The organism is Desulfovibrio desulfuricans DSM 642 (assembly GCF_000420465.1).
Lineage (GTDB): Bacteria > Desulfobacterota > Desulfovibrionia > Desulfovibrionales > Desulfovibrionaceae > Desulfovibrio > Desulfovibrio desulfuricans.
The window spans coordinates 125,418-144,902 of record NZ_ATUZ01000014.1; the positions used below are offsets into that span (position 1 = coordinate 125,418).

General features: G+C 57.9%; 16 protein-coding genes and 1 riboswitch. Of the genes, 6 read left to right on the forward strand and 10 right to left on the reverse strand.

Annotated features, from left to right (window positions below; translation table 11 throughout):
• Positions 1 to 50: 50 nt before the first annotated feature.
• Positions 51 to 683 (forward strand): CatA-like O-acetyltransferase, encoded by a 633-nt coding sequence (locus G449_RS0108735; RefSeq protein WP_022658930.1) that lies wholly within the window; start codon positions 51 to 53, stop codon positions 681 to 683.
• A 339-nt stretch (positions 684 to 1,022) separates the two neighbouring features.
• On the opposite strand, the gene ribB is transcribed toward G449_RS0108735, so the two are convergent.
• The 5 genes from ribB to dsrA all read right to left on the reverse strand — a co-directional run bounded on the left by ribB (position 1,023) and on the right by dsrA (position 5,959).
• On the reverse strand, positions 1,023 to 1,694 hold the full coding sequence (gene ribB / locus G449_RS0108740; protein ID WP_022658931.1) for a 3,4-dihydroxy-2-butanone-4-phosphate synthase: 672 nt from the start codon (positions 1,692 to 1,694) through the stop codon (positions 1,023 to 1,025).
• A gap of 116 nt (positions 1,695 to 1,810) precedes the next feature.
• A riboswitch (FMN riboswitch) is annotated at positions 1,811 to 1,961 on the reverse strand.
• Positions 1,962 to 2,048: 87 nt separating this feature from the next.
• Positions 2,049 to 2,630 (reverse strand): AmmeMemoRadiSam system protein A, encoded by a 582-nt coding sequence (gene amrA, locus G449_RS0108745; RefSeq protein WP_022658932.1) that lies wholly within the window; start codon positions 2,628 to 2,630, stop codon positions 2,049 to 2,051.
• 554 nt (positions 2,631 to 3,184) lie between these two features.
• Positions 3,185 to 3,421 (reverse strand): dissimilatory sulfite reductase D family protein, encoded by a 237-nt coding sequence (locus tag G449_RS18635; protein WP_022658933.1) that lies wholly within the window; start codon positions 3,419 to 3,421, stop codon positions 3,185 to 3,187.
• Positions 3,422 to 3,481: 60 nt separating this feature from the next.
• Positions 3,482 to 4,627 carry a dissimilatory-type sulfite reductase subunit beta gene (dsrB, locus tag G449_RS0108755; protein ID WP_022658934.1) on the reverse strand — a complete coding sequence of 382 codons (1,146 nt, stop codon included), beginning with the start codon at positions 4,625 to 4,627 and terminating at the stop codon, positions 3,482 to 3,484.
• A gap of 18 nt (positions 4,628 to 4,645) precedes the next feature.
• The gene (dsrA, locus tag G449_RS0108760) at positions 4,646 to 5,959 is read right to left on the reverse strand and encodes a dissimilatory-type sulfite reductase subunit alpha (protein WP_022658935.1); all 1,314 of its coding nucleotides are present in this window, start codon (positions 5,957 to 5,959) and stop codon (positions 4,646 to 4,648) included.
• 572 nt (positions 5,960 to 6,531) lie between these two features.
• On the opposite strand from dsrA, the gene G449_RS0108765 reads away from it, so the two are divergent.
• The 3 genes from G449_RS0108765 to G449_RS0108775 are packed head-to-tail and all read left to right on the forward strand — an operon-like array spanning position 6,532 to position 8,497.
• A complete protein-coding gene (locus G449_RS0108765; RefSeq protein ID WP_022658936.1) occupies positions 6,532 to 6,801 on the forward strand; it encodes a hypothetical protein in 270 nt (89 codons plus the stop codon).
• The gene (locus tag G449_RS0108770) at positions 6,798 to 7,796 is read left to right on the forward strand and encodes a hypothetical protein (RefSeq protein ID WP_022658937.1); all 999 of its coding nucleotides are present in this window, start codon (positions 6,798 to 6,800) and stop codon (positions 7,794 to 7,796) included. Before G449_RS0108765 ends, G449_RS0108770 begins: the two co-directional genes overlap by 4 nt.
• Entirely contained in the window at positions 7,787 to 8,497 is a 711-nt protein-coding gene (locus G449_RS0108775) for a septal ring lytic transglycosylase RlpA family protein (protein ID WP_027180843.1), read from the forward strand. Before G449_RS0108770 ends, G449_RS0108775 begins: the two co-directional genes overlap by 10 nt.
• A 135-nt stretch (positions 8,498 to 8,632) precedes the next feature.
• On the opposite strand, the gene G449_RS0108780 is transcribed toward G449_RS0108775, so the two are convergent.
• Complete coding sequence (locus G449_RS0108780) at positions 8,633 to 9,655, reverse strand: NAD-dependent epimerase/dehydratase family protein (RefSeq protein ID WP_022658939.1); 1,023 nt, start codon at positions 9,653 to 9,655, stop codon at positions 8,633 to 8,635.
• Positions 9,656 to 9,881: 226 nt separating this feature from the next.
• Between G449_RS0108780 and G449_RS0108785 the strand changes: the two genes are divergently transcribed.
• The gene (locus tag G449_RS0108785) at positions 9,882 to 11,039 is read left to right on the forward strand and encodes a glycosyltransferase family 4 protein (protein ID WP_022658940.1); all 1,158 of its coding nucleotides are present in this window, start codon (positions 9,882 to 9,884) and stop codon (positions 11,037 to 11,039) included.
• Complete coding sequence (locus tag G449_RS0108790; protein ID WP_022658941.1) at positions 11,036 to 12,385, forward strand: sugar transferase; 1,350 nt, start codon at positions 11,036 to 11,038, stop codon at positions 12,383 to 12,385. Before G449_RS0108785 ends, G449_RS0108790 begins: the two co-directional genes overlap by 4 nt.
• 90 nt (positions 12,386 to 12,475) lie before the next feature.
• On the opposite strand, the gene G449_RS17805 is transcribed toward G449_RS0108790, so the two are convergent.
• The 4 genes from G449_RS17805 to G449_RS17810 form a co-directional block, all read right to left on the reverse strand.
• Positions 12,476 to 15,532 (reverse strand): EAL domain-containing protein, encoded by a 3,057-nt coding sequence (locus G449_RS17805; protein WP_022658942.1) that lies wholly within the window; start codon positions 15,530 to 15,532, stop codon positions 12,476 to 12,478.
• Positions 15,533 to 15,871: 339 nt separating this feature from the next.
• The gene (locus tag G449_RS0108800; RefSeq protein ID WP_027180844.1) at positions 15,872 to 16,279 is read right to left on the reverse strand and encodes a (deoxy)nucleoside triphosphate pyrophosphohydrolase; all 408 of its coding nucleotides are present in this window, start codon (positions 16,277 to 16,279) and stop codon (positions 15,872 to 15,874) included.
• Between the two features lie 121 nt (positions 16,280 to 16,400).
• Complete coding sequence (locus tag G449_RS0108805; protein WP_022658944.1) at positions 16,401 to 18,401, reverse strand: ATP-binding cassette domain-containing protein; 2,001 nt, start codon at positions 18,399 to 18,401, stop codon at positions 16,401 to 16,403.
• Positions 18,398 to 19,483 (reverse strand): NAD-dependent epimerase/dehydratase family protein, encoded by a 1,086-nt coding sequence (locus G449_RS17810; protein WP_027180845.1) that lies wholly within the window; start codon positions 19,481 to 19,483, stop codon positions 18,398 to 18,400. The genes G449_RS0108805 and G449_RS17810 overlap by 4 nt, the downstream gene beginning before the upstream one ends.
• Between the last annotated feature and the right edge of the window lie 2 nt (positions 19,484 to 19,485).

Genomic DNA, 19,485 nt, shown 5'->3' on the forward strand with positions numbered 1-19,485 from the left:
CCAATTTGTAATACGTTTTTTAAAGAAACAGTGCCGCACCAGGATTCATTATGAAATACCTTGATAACTCATGGGAAAGAAATGAACATTTCAATTTCTTTCAGTCACGAAAAAATCCGTGCTTCAGTGTTTCGTTTTCAGCAAATGTTGCCAGGTTGTATGAAGCAAAAAAACAGAATGGCTTTCGGCTTACAGATTGCATCTATTTTGCCGCCATGCTCGCCGTTCATGGCGTTGCTGGCTTCAGACAGCGCATAGTCAATCTGCGCCCCGTGGAATTTGACAGCATTGATGCAGCGTTTACCTACATCCCCAAAGGCAGAACCTTACATTGCAATTGCGTTGCGAAATTTGATCGCAAATTTTCCATATTCAGCAGCAACATCAGCGCAGCGCGGGCCATTGCCGACCAGAATCCAACGCTTTGCCCCGAGGGCGGCGATGTGCAAAACTTGATCTACTTTAGCTGCCTGCCAGATATTCCCATACTTTCTGCAACAAATCCCTGGGGTGATCCGTGGGTTGACAGCGTGCCCAGAATTCTTTTTGGAAAAAAGGATTCCTTGGGGAATCTCACCGTGTCCATTGAAGCGCTCCACAGCTTTATTGATGGAATACATCTGGCTGAGTTTTATAAGCTCTTCTCGCAAATCATCGAATCACCCCACGAATACTTCGGCTAATCACGACAGCGCCATTCAAAATTCAAGCCCGGCTCATTCCATGAACCGGGCTATCTTTTTTTCATGAGGTCAGACTTTCCTGCGCCATGTGAGGAAGGGCCGCTTTGCGTTCAGAGAGCCGCCCCCTTGACTTCCCGCACGATGGATTTTGTTCGCTGACGAGAAAAGCAGGGCTTTTTGCGCATAACCTTGATGGCCGCGCTGCATGATGCATTTTGTTCTCTGACAAGGAAGGAGCGCTTTGTATGCAGGGGGAGTGTACTCTTAGGTACTCGACCGAAATACAAAGCACTCCTGACGCAGCCAGAGGGCAAAAGGCGCATGCAGCGCGGCCATCAATTAAGCACTGGCGGCAAGGTGGAGGTCGCCCATAGCCAACCTCCACGCAGCAATATCTTCCACACTGCACAAAGGCATGTTGTGAGCGCGGGCAAAGCCCGCAACTTCGGGCAGCCGGGCCATTTCGCCGTCATCCATGGTCAGTTCGCAGAGCACGCCGCAGGGTTCAAGGCCTGCCATACGCATGAGGTCGACCGTGGCTTCCGTGTGGCCGCGCCGTTCAAGCACACCGCCGGGACGCGCCCGCAGGGGGAACACATGGCCGGGGCGGCGCAGATGGGCGGGCTGGGCAGCGGGCGCAGCGGCGGCCTTGATGGTGGCAACGCGGTCAGCGGCGGAAACCCCCGTGGTAACGCCCGTGGCCGCCTCAATGGTGACGGTAAAGGCAGTTCCCTGAGTATTGGTGTTGTGGTCGGTCATCATGGGCAGGTCAAGGCGCTGCACATGCTCGTCCGTGAGGCACAGGCAGACAATGCCGCTGCAATGCCGGATCAGCATGGCCATCTGCGGCACAGTGATGTGCTGCGCGCTGAAAATGAGGTCGCCTTCGTTCTCGCGGTTTTCGTCATCCACAACGCAGACGCCGCCGCCTTTGCGCAATGAGGCAAGAGCAGCGCGAACACGTTCTTCAGATGTGCCGAAAGAAGCAAGGGATAATGAGGACTGATGCATTCCGTTCTCCTGTTTCCGGCTTTGTTTGCCGGGAGATGGTGCATCAGGGCGTGGACGGGCCGCAACACAAAGTGCGCCTTCCAATAAAGGACGCACCGCTGCTGTGGGCGGCAAAAAACCGTTCTCTTCCATCCGGACTATAACCGTCGGCTTCGGATTCTCACCGAATCTGCTGACCCCAAACACTGGGCGCTCGCGGGCTGGCGGAAGCCTGCTGGCCGCCGCATCACCGCCGGTGGGGACTTTCACCCCGCCCTGAGAAATCTCGAGCAGCTTACACCCCGGAAAGGACATGTGCAAGCATCACGTCACCTGCCGCGCCCCAAAGAGGCGTAATTATTCAGGCCCGGCCATTCAGGTGGCGGCCTTGAACACAACAGCCTCATACCAGAATAATTGCGCCCCCGGCAGCTTCCACGAGCCGGGAGGCACCCCGGCCTTGAGACACAAATTATCCAGATAGGCCAGACGATCCCAACCCTGCTCCACAGGCACCTGGGGCAAAAAAACGCCGCTGCGCCCCTCGTAGACCAGCACAAGGCCGTGCCGCCCCACCTCCACTGCGTCCGGGCCGGAGCAAGGACTGAGCTCGTCCAGAACGGAAATATCGAGGGCAACATGCGGCCATTCGGCAAGCGTTAGCTCGGGGAAACGGGGGTCTGCAAAAGCCGCAGCCTGCGCCATATGCCACACAGTCGCATACAATGGCTCACGCCCCACAATATTGCCAATACAACCTCGAAGCCTCTCACCCATATTCAGGGTTACAAAAGCCCCAAGCGTTCGCCACAGGGCACTTTCTGGTGCAAATTGTCCGGCAGGAGGTTGCGGAGCATCCGTCACGCTTTTTCCTGCCAATCCGGCTTCTATGGACATGCGGGCCTGATGCGACAAAAATTGCTTTTCAGTGTCAGACAGGGAAAATGCAATGCTCATTCTGCCTCCCGCGTAACAAACAGGGTGTGAAAGCGAAACAGGACAGACCGGCATACAGGTTTACCCGTTCAGCACAGATTGCGGGGAATACCCGCGCAGAGCAAGCCTTTGTGATCAAGAGGGAGCGTGGATGCTGCCACATATGTGCCACATATGCCTTGTGACTTTCAGCTATGCATCTGTAGGCCAGTCTGCCGTAGCGCTTTAAACAAAGCCGAAGGCGGAGGAGCATACGACCGCCCCCCAAAAAAAAAGCAAGAAATGCCACAACTCGCGTTGCGGCATAACTTGCTGAGGCTTACACGCAAAGGCTGACGCACCTTGCGAAGGCGCATGCATCAAGACATGTCCTTGCCGTTCGGGATAAGAATCCCGACAAATAATCCTGAGGCATTCTGAAGAAATATGCCAGACGACATCGGCCAGCAGCCAGATACAGTCGGCAACAAAGACGCGCTTTTTATGCAGGGAGCGTACACGTTGTACTCGACCATAATAAAAAGCGCGTTTTGGCGCAGCCGAAAGCAAAGACCCTGGGCCAATGCGGTTTGCTGCTAATCTTCGCCTTCAGCGGCAGACTGCTTGCCCGCGCCCTTCATGCCGTACATGGTGGTGGAACCGGAAGACCAGAATTCCAGCACTTCTTCGTTCACCAGCTTGGTGAGCACTTTCTTCACGTCGCGGGGTCCCTTGTCGGGGAACAGTTCAAGGAAATCCTTGAAATAGAACTTGGACTTGGACGAGGATTTGCTTTTCAGGAATTCAACAACAACGTCTTTGTCGTCAGCCATGGTGAGTCTCCTGTCCCGGCGGCGCAAATAGCGCCGCCGGGGTTGATAAACAAGCTATATCTAGAACTTGAACTGCGTGCTCTGGCGCCACGTGTAGTAGGCGGGATCACGGAAGTCGTCGATAAGGTGGTGGGTGAATTCAAGGCCGGTCATCTTGAAGAAGGTTTCCCAGCCGATGCGTTCAGCCCAGTCGCCCAGACGTTCGTACTTGTTGGCGTTGGCCGCGTACACTTCAACGATGTGCTTCACGGTCTTGGTCAACGAAGGCCAACGGGGCGGTTCGTTGGGGATGTAACCCACAACGACCTTGGAGAACTTGGGCATGCTGATGCGGTTGGAAACCTTGCCGCCAACCATGATGGCAACGCCATCGCCTTCGCCGTCCGAGATGGGCAGCGCGGGGCACATGGTGTAGCAGTTACCGCAGTACATGCAGCGGTCTTCCTTGATGGCGATGGAGTTCACCTTGTTGCCGTTGTATTCCACCTTGGTGGGACGCACAGCGGCGGTGGGGCAAGCAGAAACAGCCAAAGGAATTTCGCAGAGCTGGTCAGCCCATTCGTGGTCGACCATCGGGGGCTTGCGGTGGATACCCACAAGGCCGATGTCCGAGCAGTGCACGGCGCCGCACATGTTGATGCAGCAGGCAAGCGCGATGCGCACGGGGGCGGGCAGACGCATGGACTTGAAGTCTTCAAACACGGCGTCCATCACGGCCTTGACCGGGCCGGAAGCATCGGTCGCGGGGGTGTGGCAGTGCACCCAACCCTGAGTGTGCACCATGTTGCTGATGCCAGCGCCGGTGCCGCCCACGGGGAACTTGAACGAGCCACCGTCAAACTTGCGGCTGTTCAGGTCGTCGCGCAGGGCCTTCATGCCGGCTTCGCTGTCCACCATGAATTCAATGTTGTTACGGGTGGTCCAGCGCAGGTAGCCGCCACAGTACTTGTCGGCGATGTCGCACAGCTCACGGATGTGAGTGATGGACATGGTACGGGTGCCGCCCACGCGGACGGTAAAGCACTTGTCGCCGCTTTCGGCCACGTGCACGAGCACGCCGGGCTCCAGAATTTCGTGATAGAGCCACTTGCCGAAGTTGTTCTTGATCACCGGCGGGAAGTATTCATTATACTTATGGGGTCCGATGTCAGTAATGCGGCCTTCCATCGGTTTTGCGGGATTGTACCCGGAAGAAATAAAAGCCATGTTCTTCTCCCCCTTTCACTAGCGTTGATGGCGTTTGCGGTAAGCAGCGAGGTCACGGGTCCAGCCGCCGGGCACTTCTTCTTCCTTGAAGAAGATGTACGGGTTGGAACGCGGTTCCTTCACATGGTAGGCAGCGGCGGGAGTGTCGGTGACTTCCAGCAGCTTCTGGAACGACAGGCGCTTCATGGTTTCACCCACGCGCTCGCGGTTCTTGCCTTCTTCCATCCACCAGTCCCAAATCTTTTCGATGACTTCTTTCACGTCATCGTAAGGGGCTTCACAGGAAACGAAGGGCACGAGCAGCGAACCCATCTGGGCGCCGTCCACCACGGGGGCCTTGGCGCCCACGAGGATGCTCGCGCCGCGTTCGTCACCGATGTGCAGCGCGCGGGGCATGGTGTTGATGCAGTGCATGCAGCGCACACAGTCGGCGGTCTTGATGGAAAGCTTGGAGCCGTCCCACTTCATGCACTTGGAGGGGCACAGGTCCACGACTTCCTTCTGGATGTCGAACTTGCCCCAGTCGCGACCGGAGTGAGCGCCGGCGTTGGGGGCGAATTCGCCGCCCACGTAGCCCTTCACGGCGTCCTGGTCGATCTTGATGTCGTCCTTCCAGGTACCGACAACGGCAAAGTCGGAACGCGCCATGGCGCACACGCAGCCGTTGGGGCAACCGTCGAACTTGAACTTGAACTTGTAGGGGAAGGCGGGACGGTGCAGTTCGTCCTGATAGTCCATGGTCAGCGTGTAGCACATGTCCTGCGTGTTGTAGCAGGCATATTCGCAGCGCGACTGGCCAAGGCAGGATTCGGGCGTACGCAGGTTGGAGCCGGAACCACCCAGGTCAACATTCATGTTGTGGGTCAGTTCGTGGAAGATTTCTTCCAGCTGGGCAGTCTGGGTACCGAGCAGCACGATATCGCCGGTGGAACCGTGCATGTTAGTCAGACCAGAACCACGCAGATCCCAAATATCGCACAGGTCGCGCAGGAACTTGCTGTGGTAGTACTTGCCGGAAGGCTGGGCCACACGCATGGTGTGGAAGTGCGCCACGCCGGGGAACATTTCGGGCTGGTCGCAGTAACGGCCGATAACGCCGCCGCCGTAACCGAACACACCCACGATGCCGCCGTGCTTCCAGTGTGTTTCCATTTCGTTGTAGGAAAGCTCAAGCACACCCAGAAGGTCTTCAGGGCAGTCCACAGGGATCTGATAATCAAGACCCTTGGGATTCTGGGCCCGAGAGGCCGCCTCCTGTTTGATGTCGGACACAAAGCTCGGCCAAGGGCCGCTTTCAAGCTGGTCCAACAAGGGGGTTGCATGTTTCGCCATTGCCATACCTCCACATGGTTTGTTTGTATCACGCGCTCGCGTGACGTGCCGGTCAACTGCGGCGATCCGGTGCGGCAATCCGGGGTACAGGCGCGAAATCGCTGCCCGTGCATGGCGGGGATACTCCCCCCAGCACACGCATGAAGGTAAAACCTGCATGCGCCCGCCCCGTAAAATCGGGACGCCCCAAGGGATCGCGGATAACGGACGTGCAAGGGCCACCGACCGTCAGGCCGCAACGCGGTCAAAACACTGATTAGCCCATTTTCCACTTAATGACAACCGGGGCGGCATGATATACGCAAAAGGCGCAAGAATACCCGGCGATCAAGGCTTTGCGACACAATGCACGTGAGCACAGCATGCCAAAATCATTACTTTAGGCGAGACGTAGGGGCATTTTTTTGCGGAAAAAAGCAACTTTTTTCTTAAATATTGTACTATTTTTCACAACAATACCGCACAGCCTTGGCAAAGCGCTTTCTTGCGCGTATGCTCAATATGGAATGTGCGGATGCGCCGCACCAACAACGGCCTCACACGGCCGCATATCCGCAAGGGTTATCACTATAATGAAAGACGAACTTGGACTGTACTATCACCCGCAGGCGGGCAATGCCCTCTCGCGCGTTTACGTGCGCCGCGGGCCTGACGGCGAGGTTGAATTTCGCCTCTGGCGCGCCGACCATCCCGAAGTGTGGGAGCGGCACCCCTGGCTGAGCATGGCTGTGGTGCGCAGTGCCGCGCGCATGTACCAGCAAGAACGCAATGCCGAATCTGACCCCCTGCTGCTGTACGACATCGCCGTGGCCCGCGCCCTGCTCCAGGAGGACGAAGCGTGAACGGGCGCTGGCTGCTGGCCAACCGCGATTTTCTCGTGCGCGATCTGGTGCGCGATTATTGCACCGTTTACAGCCTGCTGGCCGATCAACGCCGCCGCTTTGACGCGGACGGAGCCGTTTCTTACACAGCCTTGCGCGACCTTTTGGGCGAGGCCATGCGCAAGGGCGTTTTCTGGCGGCTCAAGGATACGGCCCATCACCTTTTCCGCAACAGCCCAGGCATCGAGGCCATGGCCCCCGGCGGCATGCCGCCGCTGGAGCTGCCACTGCCGGAAGAACCCGCCGATGAAAGCGGCAATACCGCGGAGATGGCTCAGATCACTGCGCTGCGCCGCCATGCGGACAGCGTGTTGCCTGGTGGCGCTCATGCCCAGAAGTCTTTTGAAACCCTCATTGACTGGTGCATCGGCTACGCCTTTCACGAATGCGCCAAACTGAAGGAAGACGCCTTTCAGGGCCAGCACTACGCCAACCGGCTTATTCAGATTTCGCGCAGGCCCGGGGTTACGGCAGACATGTACAACCCCTTGCGTGGCCTTGGCGGGCAAACCTCTGAAAGCTCCTCGCGCGAACTTTCGCGCATCATGCACGTTCTGGCTCACGGGTTGCGGCTTCTCACAAGCTATCTGGCGGTCGAGCGGCACAACGCGCATCTGGCGCGCTGGCTTGCCACCGAAGAAGACTTTGCCCGCCAGGTCTTTGGAACGGGTTACGAACACCTCCTGACTTCGCTCTTCGGCAACGACAGGGAACGCCTCTACCTTCTGGCTGCCAGGGATTTTCTCAATGCAGGCCGCCGCAATCCGGCGCTGGCCCTGCTTGCCCGCGCGCGCGACGGCGGGAGCCTTGGGCGGGAGGGCCATGCCCTGCTGCACGAACTGGAATGCGCCGCCGCGTCAGAGGCCGACTGCTCCGGGCTTTGCGCCGCCTGCGGCAAAAAGAACACACTCCCCTGCCTGCCCTACCTGAGCAGTCAGGGCCACGGATGTGCATGACGGTCAGACCGCTTCTTATTTTTCTTGTTGCCCTGCTTTGCGCCGCGCTCCTGAGCGGCTGTGGTTCGCGCTCCTGGCGCAAGGGCGGGGTTCCCGGCAGCCGCCCTTATACTGTGCGCGGCAAGACCTACTATCCCCTCAAGTCAGCCAATGGTTTTGTGGAAGAAGGCACGGCCTCATGGTACGGGCCAGGTTTCCACGGCAAAACCACGGCCAATGGCGAGACCTACAACCAGTACGCCATGACGGCGGCCCACAAACTGCTGCCCCTGGGCACCAAGGTGCGCGTCACCCACATGGGCAACGGGCGCTCCATCATTGTGCGCGTCAACGACCGTGGGCCTTTTGTGGATGACCGCGTCATTGACCTCTCCCGCGCTGCGGCCAGCCGCCTGAACATCCTTGGCCCCGGAACGGCGCGCGTGCGCATTCAGAGCATGGGCGGCGTTGAACGCATGAAAGAAGACGGCGACCTTACCGGGGCTTTTTATGTTCAGGTGGGGGCATTTGCCGACAGGGTGAACGCCGACAACCTCATCAACATCCTTTCCCAGACCGGCAAACGAGGACGCCTCATTTACGGCAGCAACAACATGTGGAATGTGCAGGTGGGGCCGTGGCCCGATTCTTTCGGGGCGCAGCAAGAGCTTGATATTTTCCGCGCCATGTATCCCGGCGCTTTTGTAGTGGGTGACAATTAGCGACAATTATACACAGATCCCAAGCAATTTTTGTGCGGCAATCACCCCTGCCGCAGCTTTCAAATTCTATCTAGCTTTGGGCAGCAAAAAACCCCGCTTGCGCGGGGTTTCATATTTCTGAAATGAGATCGGCTGCTACAGGTTGGCTGCGTACCAGTCGCCCGCAAGGCGCAGGCCCTGGCGCACGTCAAACTGGGGACCGTAGCCCAGCAGTTTTTCTGCGCGGCTGATATCGGCAAGGGAGTGACGCACATCGCCAGCGCGGAAGTCGCGATGCGCACACTCGGCGCTCATGACTTCGGGCTTGTGGCGGGCCACTTCTTCCTTGATGAGATCAAAAAGCTCATTCAGTGTGGTACGCTGGCCAAAGGCCACGTTGTAAATCTTGTTGGTGGCTTCGCCCTGGGCAAAGCTGGCAAGCAAATTGGCCTGCACAACGTTGTCGATATAGCAGAAGTCACGGCTGGTTTCGCCATCGCCGTTCACAAAAACGGTTTCCTTCTTGATAAGGCTGGCGAACCACTGGGGAATAACGGCGGCATACGCGCCGTAAGGATCCTGGCGCTGGCCGAACACGTTGAAATACCGCAGGCCAACACTTGAGAACCCGTAGCAGCGGTTGAACACGTCCGCATACAGTTCGTCCACGTACTTGGTGACAGCGTAAGGGGAAAGCGGGCTGCCGATCTTGTCTTCCACCTTGGGCAGTTCGGGCGAATCGCCGTAGGTGGAGGAAGAAGCGGCGTACACAAAGCTCTTCACGCCCGCATCGCGCGCAGCCACAAGCATGTGCAGATAGCCGGTGATATTGCAGCTGTTGGACAACAGCGGGTCGTCAATGGAACGCGGCACAGAACCAAGGGCCGCTTCGTGCAGAACATGCTGCACGCCCTTGCAGGCGGCGTGGCAGGTGTCGATATCGCGAATATCGCCTTCGATGAAGGTAAACCGACTCCACGCTTCTGGGCCAACGATGTCGCGCACCATGTCCAGATTTTTCTGGTAGCCGGTAAGAAAGTTGTCCAGACCAACCACGGTCTGCCCAAGTTTCAGCAGATGTTCCAGCAGGTTGGAGCCAATAAAGCCCGCAACGCCGGTGATAAGCCAACGCGAAGGCTGGGCAGTCATGGACTTGGTAAGATCGGAATACGCGCTCATTTTTGCGTCCTGTTTTCAGATTTCCGGCCTGCGCCAAGGCTGATTCCCGGGCAGCAGAACCATTGCTCTTTTACCCTGTAGCAGCACGACTGTAAAGCCGCGACGGCCTGCGCCGCCTATATATGCAAAAGCTCCTCCCCTTTTCATAACACGGTTGTAGTGCTATAGGCTTGCGCATGCGACACAAGCCCGCAGGACAAGCGCCGAACAAGGGAGAGCGCCGAGCATGAAGATCATTGTTCTGGGCAACCAGACCAAAGCCATGAGCAACTTCTGGAGCGTGTTGATCCGGCACATGCGCAAGGCCGGGCACGAGGTGGTTTGCTGCGCCCCGCCAGGCGATGCCGATGCTGAAGCAGCACTGGCCGCTCAGGGTGCGCGCCTGCGCCACTATTCGCTGGACAGAAAGGGGCTGAACCCCCTGAGCGACCTGCGCACCACGCGGGAGCTGTTCAGCCTTTTCAGGGACGAAAAGCCAGACCTGCTTTTTGCCTCCACCATCAAGCCTGTCATTTACGGCTGCATGGCGGCAAGGGCTGCTGGGATTCCCCACGTTTATGCCACCATCACCGGCCTTGGTTATGCCTTTGAGGCTGATACCTTCTTCAAGAAATGCGTCAACCGCCTGGGCCGCCTGCTATACCGAGTGGCGCTTTCGGGCGCGGAAGGCGTTTTTTTTCAGAATCAGGACGACATAAAGGTTTTCCGCCAGTCGGGCATCCTCGGCCGCAACGCGCGGGTGCTTACCGCGCGCGGCACCGGGGTGGATACAAAGCGCTTTGCCCCCAGCCCCTTGCCCGGCTATTCCGCCGATGGCCGCCTCAGTGGGTCGCCCCTTTTTCTGCTGGTGGCGCGCCTGCTTGAAGCCAAGGGCTTGCCGGAATATGCCGAAGCCGCACGCCTGCTCAAGGCCCGATACCCTGATGCCCGCTTTCAGGTGCTCGGCCCGCCGGAAAAAGGCCTCGGCAGCGTGAGCATGGAACAGATGGATGCGTGGCAGAAACAGGGCTGCATAGAATACCTTGGGGAAACACCCGATGTGCGCCCCTATGTGGCTGCGGCTCATGTGCTTGTGCTGCCTTCGTGGCGCGAGGGAACACCGACCTCCATTATGGAAGGCATGAGCATGGGTCGCCCCGCTGTAGTCACGGATGCCCCCGGCTGCCGCGAAGTTGTGCGCGATGGCGTCAACGGCTATCTTGTGCCGGTGCGCAATCCGCAGGCGCTGGCAGGTGCCATGGAATCCTTCATCACCAGCCCTGAAAGCATTGCCCGCATGGGGCAGGCCGGGCACGAACTGGCCCTGAGTGAATTTGACGCCGAAAAAGTGGCCGCGCGCATTCTTGAAGACATGCGCGTGCCCGCCATTGAGGATACCCTATGATAAGCACATACCGCATGGCCATGCTGCAGGTTCTGGATCTCGTCTGCATTTTGCTGGCACTCAGCATTACCGGCTTTCTGACGGTCGAATCCGATCTGAGCATTTTCCACGACTATACGGGCGCTACGCTCTTTACCATCTTCTTTTACATGCTCTTTTTTTACATCCTTGATGCGTACAGCGTTGGCAACGAGGACTTCAAGGAGACCGTGGGGCGTGTGCTGGTAGCCTGCCTGCTTGGCATCATTTCTTCGGCCACCGCTTCTTACGCCTTTCAGCACTGGCGTTTTGACCGCGAAACCGTGGCCATGCTTTTTGCTCTTTCGCTGGCCTTTTCTCTGGGCTGGCGCTGGATTTATCACCTCAATGCCGAAAGGCTCACCCATCCCCTGCGCATTTTGCTGGTGGGGGTGGACCGCGCAGGCAAGGTGCGCCAGTTGCTGGCAGAGGGGCTGCCCAAGGCCGAGATTCTTGGCTATGTGGGCGAACGCGATCAGGGGCCTGATGCCGGGCCGTGCCTTGGCGCACCCTTCATGGCTCTGGACATTGCCAAAGAAAAACAGGCAACCATGATCCTGCTGCTGCCCGATGCGCCCATTGACGACGACATCGCCCATGATCTGCTGGAAGCGAAGCTGCGCGGCAGCATGGTGGTGGATATCCGCAGTTTTTATGAGCATGTGGTGCAGCGCCTGCCGCTCTCGCAGATCAACGATGAGTGGCTGTTGCAGACTGAAGGCTTTTCGCTGAACACGCGCGGCTCGTTACGCAGGCTCAAGCGCGCCCTCGATGTGCTGATCTCGCTGCTCCTGCTCATTCCCGCAGCGCCCATCATGCTGCTGACCGCCCTTGTGGTGCGGCTGGAATCGCCCGGCCCGGTCATTTACAAACAGGATCGCGTTGGCCTTTTTGAAAAGGAATTTACGGTCTACAAGTTCCGCTCCATGCGCGCAGATGCTGAAAAGAACGGAGCCGTATGGGCCAGCGCCCACGACGCGCGCGTGACAAAGTTCGGCAAGTTCATCCGCAAGGTGCGCATAGACGAACTGCCCCAGATATGGAACATCCTGAAAGGGGACATGAGCTTTATCGGCCCGCGCCCCGAGCGCATGGCCTTTGTGACCAAGCTCAAGGAAACCATACCCTACTACAGCCTGCGGCATACGGTTAAGCCGGGCCTCACCGGCTGGGCGCAGGTGTGCTATCCATACGGCGCGTCAGAAGATGATGCCCGCCGTAAACTGGAATATGACCTGTACTACATCAAGAACATGTCCATTCTGCTGGACATAAATATCGTGTTCAAGACGGTCGGCGTTGTGCTCTTCCCCAAGGGAGCGCGCTAGTCCGCGCCTCAAAGCGCACAGCCGCTGCAAATACCAAAGCCCCGCGGGATAATCCCGCGGGGCTTTTTATGGCCTTGAAAAACTGGCAGATTAAGCCATTACCGCCGCAATGCTAGCGGCAGAACTTTTCAGATAGGTTGCAAAATCGCTGCCGCTGAGCGCCTGGGAAAAGATATAGCCCTGAATGATGCCGCAGCCATTATTTGCCAGAAAATCAATCTGTTCCCGTGTTTCAACGCCTTCTGCCACTGTTGACATACCAAGGCCGGAGGCGAGGGTCAGCACGGTTTTAACAAGTTCATTGGAAGCGTTGAACGGCGCGTTGATACCGTCAATGAACGACTTGTCGATTTTCAGGCTGGCGATGGGCATGGTATGCAGATAGTACAGCGATGAATACCCGGTTCCAAAGTCATCCAGATATATCTGTATTCCCTGCTCGCTCAATGCCGCAATGGCCCGGGACGCCTCCGCCATATTGGACATAAAGGCGGTCTCGGTGATTTCCATGCCCAGGTGCCCGGGGCGCACATCTTCCCGGCCCAGCACGTCCAGCACATCATCCACAAATGTTTCAGCAATGATGCTGCGCCCGGACATGTTCACAGACATATGGACATTCCCAAGCCCCTGCTCCTTCCATTCCCTCTGCTGCCGGCACGCCTTGCGCAGCACGTACATGTCGAGCCGACGCACAAGCCCTATCTCTTCAGCCAGGGGGATAAACACAGAGGGAGGAATCCACGTGCCGTCAGCGCGCTTCCAGCGCACCAGAGCTTCACAGCCTGCAACTGCGCCGTTGGCAATATCAATCTTGGGCTGGTAGTGCACCTCAAAGGCAGCACTGTCCATGGCGCGAAAAAGCTCCGTTTCCAGCGCCATGCGGTCGTTGGCCGCCACCGTGAGGTCTTCTGTAAAAAACGTATGCGTGTTCTTGCCCTTGGCCTTGGCTCTGTACATGGCAAGGTCGGCGCTTTGCATCAGCGCTTCCACTGTAGTGCCGTCGCCGGGATAGCAGGCAATGCCAATACTTGCGCTAAGATAGATGGAATATTCGTCCACATAAAAACAGCGGTTCAACGAATGCAGCACATTGCTTGCCAGGGCCTCAAGCTGGACCTTCCCCTGCGCCTTGCCCACCACAATGACAAATTCATCGCCGCCGGTACGCGCCACGCAGTCATCCTGCCGGGCCAGATACGTCAGACGCTCCGCAGCCTGCCGTAAAAGTTTGTCGCCCAGCGAATGCCCGAAGCTGTCGTTCACCTGCTTGAAGCGGTCAAGGTCGATGAGCAGCACGCCCACCATGCCCCCGGATTCATGCACTTCTTGCATGGCGGCCATGAGCCGCGTTGCCACCAGAGCCTTGTTGGCAAGCCCCGTGAGCAGGTCATGGTTGGCCCTGTAGGCCAGTTCCCTCTCCATTGCCGAGCGTTCCGAAATATCCAGCAGGGAAATGACGGACAGGCCGCTTTCAGGAACTTTTGCCCGGGTTACCAGCACATTGATGGTTTTTCCCGTGCTGCTCCGGATTTCTGCTTCGTATTTTTCACTGCCCCGTGTTGCAGAAGAGCCGAACGACAGCGGCGAATGCCCTTCGCCCTTACCCAGGAATCTGGTTATGAAGAGCTTTCCTTCAATCTCATCCGGGGGCATGCCCACAAGGTTGGAAAATTCAGTATTTGTCAAAAATATCAGCCCAGTGCTGCTAATAACCGCCGTCGCCGTGCCGGTGTTCATGAACAAGGTCTTGTACCGCTCTTCCGAGCGTTGCAGCTCCTTACGCGTTGTTTCCAGATCCGTTATGTCCACAAACGATTCCAGAAAAATCTCTTCGCCCTTCATCTCAATGGCGCGCACGGATTTCACGATGGTCTTCATGGTGCCGTCCACAGACGTCAGCTGGCCTGCGAGCAGCTCGCCCTTGGGATTGCCCTTGCTCATGGGGCAGAGGTCCACCCCGCCGGGGCAGATAAATTCATGGCAGGGCCTGCCCACAATTTCATTGGCAGGCAGGCCGATGAACTGTTGCGCAAAAGCATTGATGCTGCGCACTTTCAGGCTGCCCGGTTCAATGGTGATTACGCCTGCCTGAAGAGTATCCAGCGTCTGTTGCAAAAACTTTTCGTTGGATTGCAGGGCGTCAATCATGCTGTTGATCTTCTGGGAGAGGTCAAATATTTCGTCATCACCATGAATATCAATCTTTTTCAGTGGCTCGCTGCTTTTTTCAATATGCTGCGCCTGCCGCTGCATGGAGAGAATGCGCCTGAGTATCTGCTTTTCTGTAAACACCAGGAATGCAATCAGCATACCCATACCTGTGACGACAATCAGAATAAAATTCTGCAAAAACATGCGCTTGCCAAGCTGGGCAATTTCCCGGCCTGTCACAAGCCGCAGGCAAAACGCCGCACAATCAAAAAGATCGCGCACCACTGAATATGAATTGATGCTGCCGTCTTCGCGCACAATTTTGAAGGCGTTCAGATCATCCGCAGCCACGGGCAGACTGGTGAACGCTTCCACCGGCAGCACCGTAAAACGCAGCAGGGTATCGTGTTCCACGTCCTTTATAAAATCCGCATCAATGGCGCGGGTCATGAAAACCACACCGTTGGCGGGCAGCAGCATGCCCGTATCGCGTATTTTCTGTGCCGCAACAATGTGCGGCACAGAGCCAATCACCATGACCCCTGCAAGACCTTCTTCCGAACTGCCATCAAGCCTGTTGACCAGTTGCCCGTAAAGGCGTTGCACCTCGGCTGTATGCTCAGGCTTGCGCCAGTCCGCATCGTCTTCAACCATATGTACGTTTGCTGCATCTCTGCTGACATAGGCAATGGACGACAAATTCAACTTTGCCAGCATCTTCTGCCGCAGGTTGGTTCGTACAAACTCATCATTATTGTCCTGCATGAACCGGTAGGCGTCATCCCAGCATGCCCAGTCCACTGCGATATGGCTTAGCTGTGTTTCCTGCGCATGAATGTGGTTGCGCAACTGCTTCATTTTTTCGGCGGAACTGTTGCTCTCAATGGCGTCAACGCCGCGCACCACCACAAGCTCGGACGTGACGTAGGAAATAAGCACGAACAGCCCGACTATGGCGGCGCACACAATAAAGGAAAGCTGTTTTATACGCATAGATCACCTGCCCGGTGTTCGAACCTGCCAAGGCACGCCACCTGAGTGACATGCAAGGCCGCACGCCAACACCGTTTGGGAAGGGATAAAATGATGCGGCCGGGCTTGCAGGGCGTAGCCCACCGTTCCGCTGACAGCATTCGCATAGCCTCTCCCGAATTTTTTGGAAAAAGCAGTGATCAGTGGCGGTTTCGATAAATACTGATTTCAGGCTACCTTTTTGCGGGGAACATTTCCACCGCCAGTTGCACCCTAATTCCCCTGCCCATAAAAAAAGCCCGCCATAGGCGGGCCGAAACAAAAATATTCACTGCGAAGGGAGGCACATCACGAAAATTATCAAAGAATGCTCGGTTGCCTCGCTATGAGTTCTTCAAGCACCGCGGCATCGGCAGGCAAAAATCCGAGGGCAAAGGCTTCCTGCGGCTCAACCCATCGCAGGTTTTGCCCTTCTTCGCCGCAGGGTTCGCCCACGAATTCGGTGACATGAAAAAAATACAGCCGCACGCTGAAGCCGCGCTCCACATATTCATGGTCAAGGCTTTTCCAGAACACGGCCTGACGCACGCCCACGCCCAGCTCTTCAGCCAGTTCGCGTTTGAGGGCGTCTTCCGGGCTTTCTCCGGCTTCGAGCTTGCCGCCGGGAAACTCCCAGTATCCTTCAAGAGGCTTGTCGCTAAGGCGCTGGCTGGCCAGAAACCTCTTGCCCCGCCAGATGATGCCCGCAGCTACTTCTATATGTTGCATGCCGCTCTCCACACCGGGCACGCGGCCCTGGAGCAGTTTTGGGTGAAAACGCATTTGTACTATTGCACCAAGCTGTTACGGCACGCAACGCCTTTGTGAGGGTTGCCGCGAAACCTGTCGGTCAATCCTGCTCCACGTTCCACTTTTCCCGCACAGCCGTCATGCCTTCTTCAAGTGTGGTCATTTCTTCAAAAATGGCTTCACTACGCTGTTTGCATGATTCAAATGTCTTGAGCAGATCGCTGGAACGGGCGTGGTCGGCGTACACATCCGGGTCGGCCAGTTGGCCTTCCACAAGGGCCTGCTGGTCAAGCACCGAGGCAAGCTCTGTTTCCAGCGCTTCGTAACGGCTTTGCAGGGGCTTCAGCTCCTTGTGCAGGGCATTGCGCCTGTCGGCCTGTTCGCGCTTGATGCGCTTCTGTTCATCACGCGACAGTGGCAGCGCGGCGGGCGCGTCCGGCTGCCGGGCGCTGTTGCCCGATGCATTGGCGGCACTCTGGGGGCTTTCGCCCAAACCGTTCTGGCGGGCGCGGCGGTTCTCGTCATACGAGGCAAAGTCGGGGAATACGGTCAGCCCGTTTTCATTGAGTTCCCACGCTTCAGCCCCGACCTGCGAAAGCAGCCAGCGGTCATGCGCCACCATGAGCAGGGTGCCGTTAAACTTCTGTAGCGCGCTCACCAGGGCTTCGCGGCTTTCAAGGTCAAGATGGTTGGTGGGTTCGTCCAGCAACAGAAAGTTGCAGCGCTTCAAAAAGAGCGTTGCCAGCACAAGGCGGCTTTTTTCGCCACCCGAAAGGGCGCTCACCTGCCGTTCAAAATAGTCCTGCCCCAGCATAAAGAGCCCGAGAACACTCATCAGCTCTTCTTCCGTGGTGCGCGGGTCTGAAAGACGGCGGATTTCGCCAAGCACCGTGGTATCGCCCCGCAAGGTGTCCATCTGATGCTGGGTATAGTAGCCCATGCGCATCTGCGATGCCGTAACCACATTGCCGCCGCAGCGTTCCAGCGTACCGGCCAGCAGCTTGAGCAGGGTGGACTTGCCGCAGCCGTTGTGCCCCACCAGCGCCACCCGCTGCCCACGGAACAGGGTCAGAGTCAGAGGCGGCCACATGGTTTTGCCGTCGCCAAAATGAAATTCCAGATCCGCAGCAGACAGAACGATCTTTTCTGAATGCGGAGCTTCAGGCCAGCTAAAATTCAGTTCCTTGCGCTTGGGTTCCGGCCTGTAGTCTTCCAGCTCTTTTTCAAGCTTTTTAGCCATCTTCATCCGGGAACCCGCCTGACGGGCCTTGGTGGCCTTGGCGCGAAAACGCTCCACAAAGGCCATCTTGCGGTCAAGGTCATCCTTGAGGGCACGGGCTTCACGCTCACGCTGGGCGTTGTATTCGTCCTGAAGGGTCAGAAACTGCGTGTAGGTGGCCTTGCGGAACACGGGCTTGGACAGCCCGAGGTAGAGAACATGGGTGCCGACATTGTCCATGAACACACGGTCATGGGCTACAAATACCAGCGCGCCGCTGAAGTCCATAAGGAAGGATTCCAGCCATTCCACGGCTTCTACGTCGAGATGGTTGGTGGGTTCGTCGAGCAGCAGCACGTCAGCACCGGCGGTAAGCACACGGGCCAGCTTGGCGCGCTCGCGCCAGCCGCCGGAGAGTTCGCGCAGGGTTCGGTTCCACTTGTTTTCGGCAAATCCCAGACCGGAAAGCACGGCCTTGGCCCGATGCTCGGGATTGTAGCCGTAGAGCGCCTCAAGCTCGCTCTGACGGTGCATCAGGGAGGTCAGGCGCGACTCGTCCTTGCTGGCGGCGGCTTCTTCCCATTCGGCCCAAAAGTCGCTCCAGTCGTGCAGCACGTCCAGCACATAGGCCAGCAGCGGCGTTTCGAGGGATTCCTCTGAAAGTTCCTGCTCCACAAAACCCAGACGGCAGCCACGCGGCAGAATCACCCGCCCGCCGTCAGGGCTTTCCACCCCGGCCAGGAGGCGCAGCAAGGTGGATTTACCCGTACCGTTGGGGCCGCAAACGCACAGCCGCACACCGGGATCCACTTCCAGCGAGAAGTTGCTGAGAATGTCCCGTCCGCCAAATGCCTTGGAAAGTTCCTGTATGGTGATCTTCACAACCAGCCCTCGCGGCGGTAGCCGTCGACGGCTTCGGTCATGCCTGCCTCAAGGCTCACGCGCGGCGCAAAGCCCAGTTCGCGGCAGATGCGGCTGTTGTCGCACAGCCACCCGGCCTGACGGGCTTCACGGTATTTGTCCAGATTCCAAGCCGGGGCGCGCCGCAGCCCACGCCCCAAAAGGCGGCGGGACACGGCATCGGCAGCCACGGCAAAGGCCGTGGACAGCCCGGCAGTACAAGCCATGACGGGCAAAGGTATGCGCACTACGCGCACATTGCGGGGCGCGCGGCCAAGGGCCTTGTCCACCGCTGCGCCCATGACCCGGCAAAAGCCGGACATGGTATAGGCCTCGCCGTCACTGAGATGATAAACGCCGCTGGCTTCGGCCCTGCATGCGCACAGCACGGCCTGGGCCATGTCGTCCGCATGTACGGCGCTGACCGGGAACTCGCGTCCAGCGCCGGGGCTCACAGCCACATGGGCACGCATAACCCCCTGAAATACCGGCAGCAGGCCTTTGTCGCCCGAGCCATAGATGATGGGGGGGCGCAGGGTTACAAGACTTTGCCCAAGGGCGCGCCCAAGCACCTGCTCGGTAAGCATTTTTGACCAGCCATATGCGGAAACCGGCGCAGGCGGCGTGGCATCGTCCACACCGGGGGCAGTGCCGCAGGGGCCGGTTGCCGCGAGGCTTGAAACCAGCACAAAGCGAAAGTCCGCCGCAAGGTTTCCCTCGCGGGCAAGGCTTGTAATGGCGTTGGCCATGCTGCGGGCGGCAAGGGCATTGGCCCGCAGATAATCCTGCCAGCCAAGGCCAAAAAGCAGGGCCGCCATGTGGATGACCACATCCTTGCCGTGCAGGGCTTCTGCAAGCCCCAGGCCCGTGCTCAGATCGGCCTGGACTGTTTCCACACCCGCTGGCAGATGCCCGGTGCGCGAGGCAGCCCGCGTGAGGCAGGTGACCTGCGCTCCGGCTTCCAGCAGTTGCGGCAGCAGATGTCGTCCCACAAAACCAGTGCCGCCCGTAAGCAGCACTTTTTTACCCGCCAAGTGCCGAGTATATATGGCGCTTTCAGTCATGG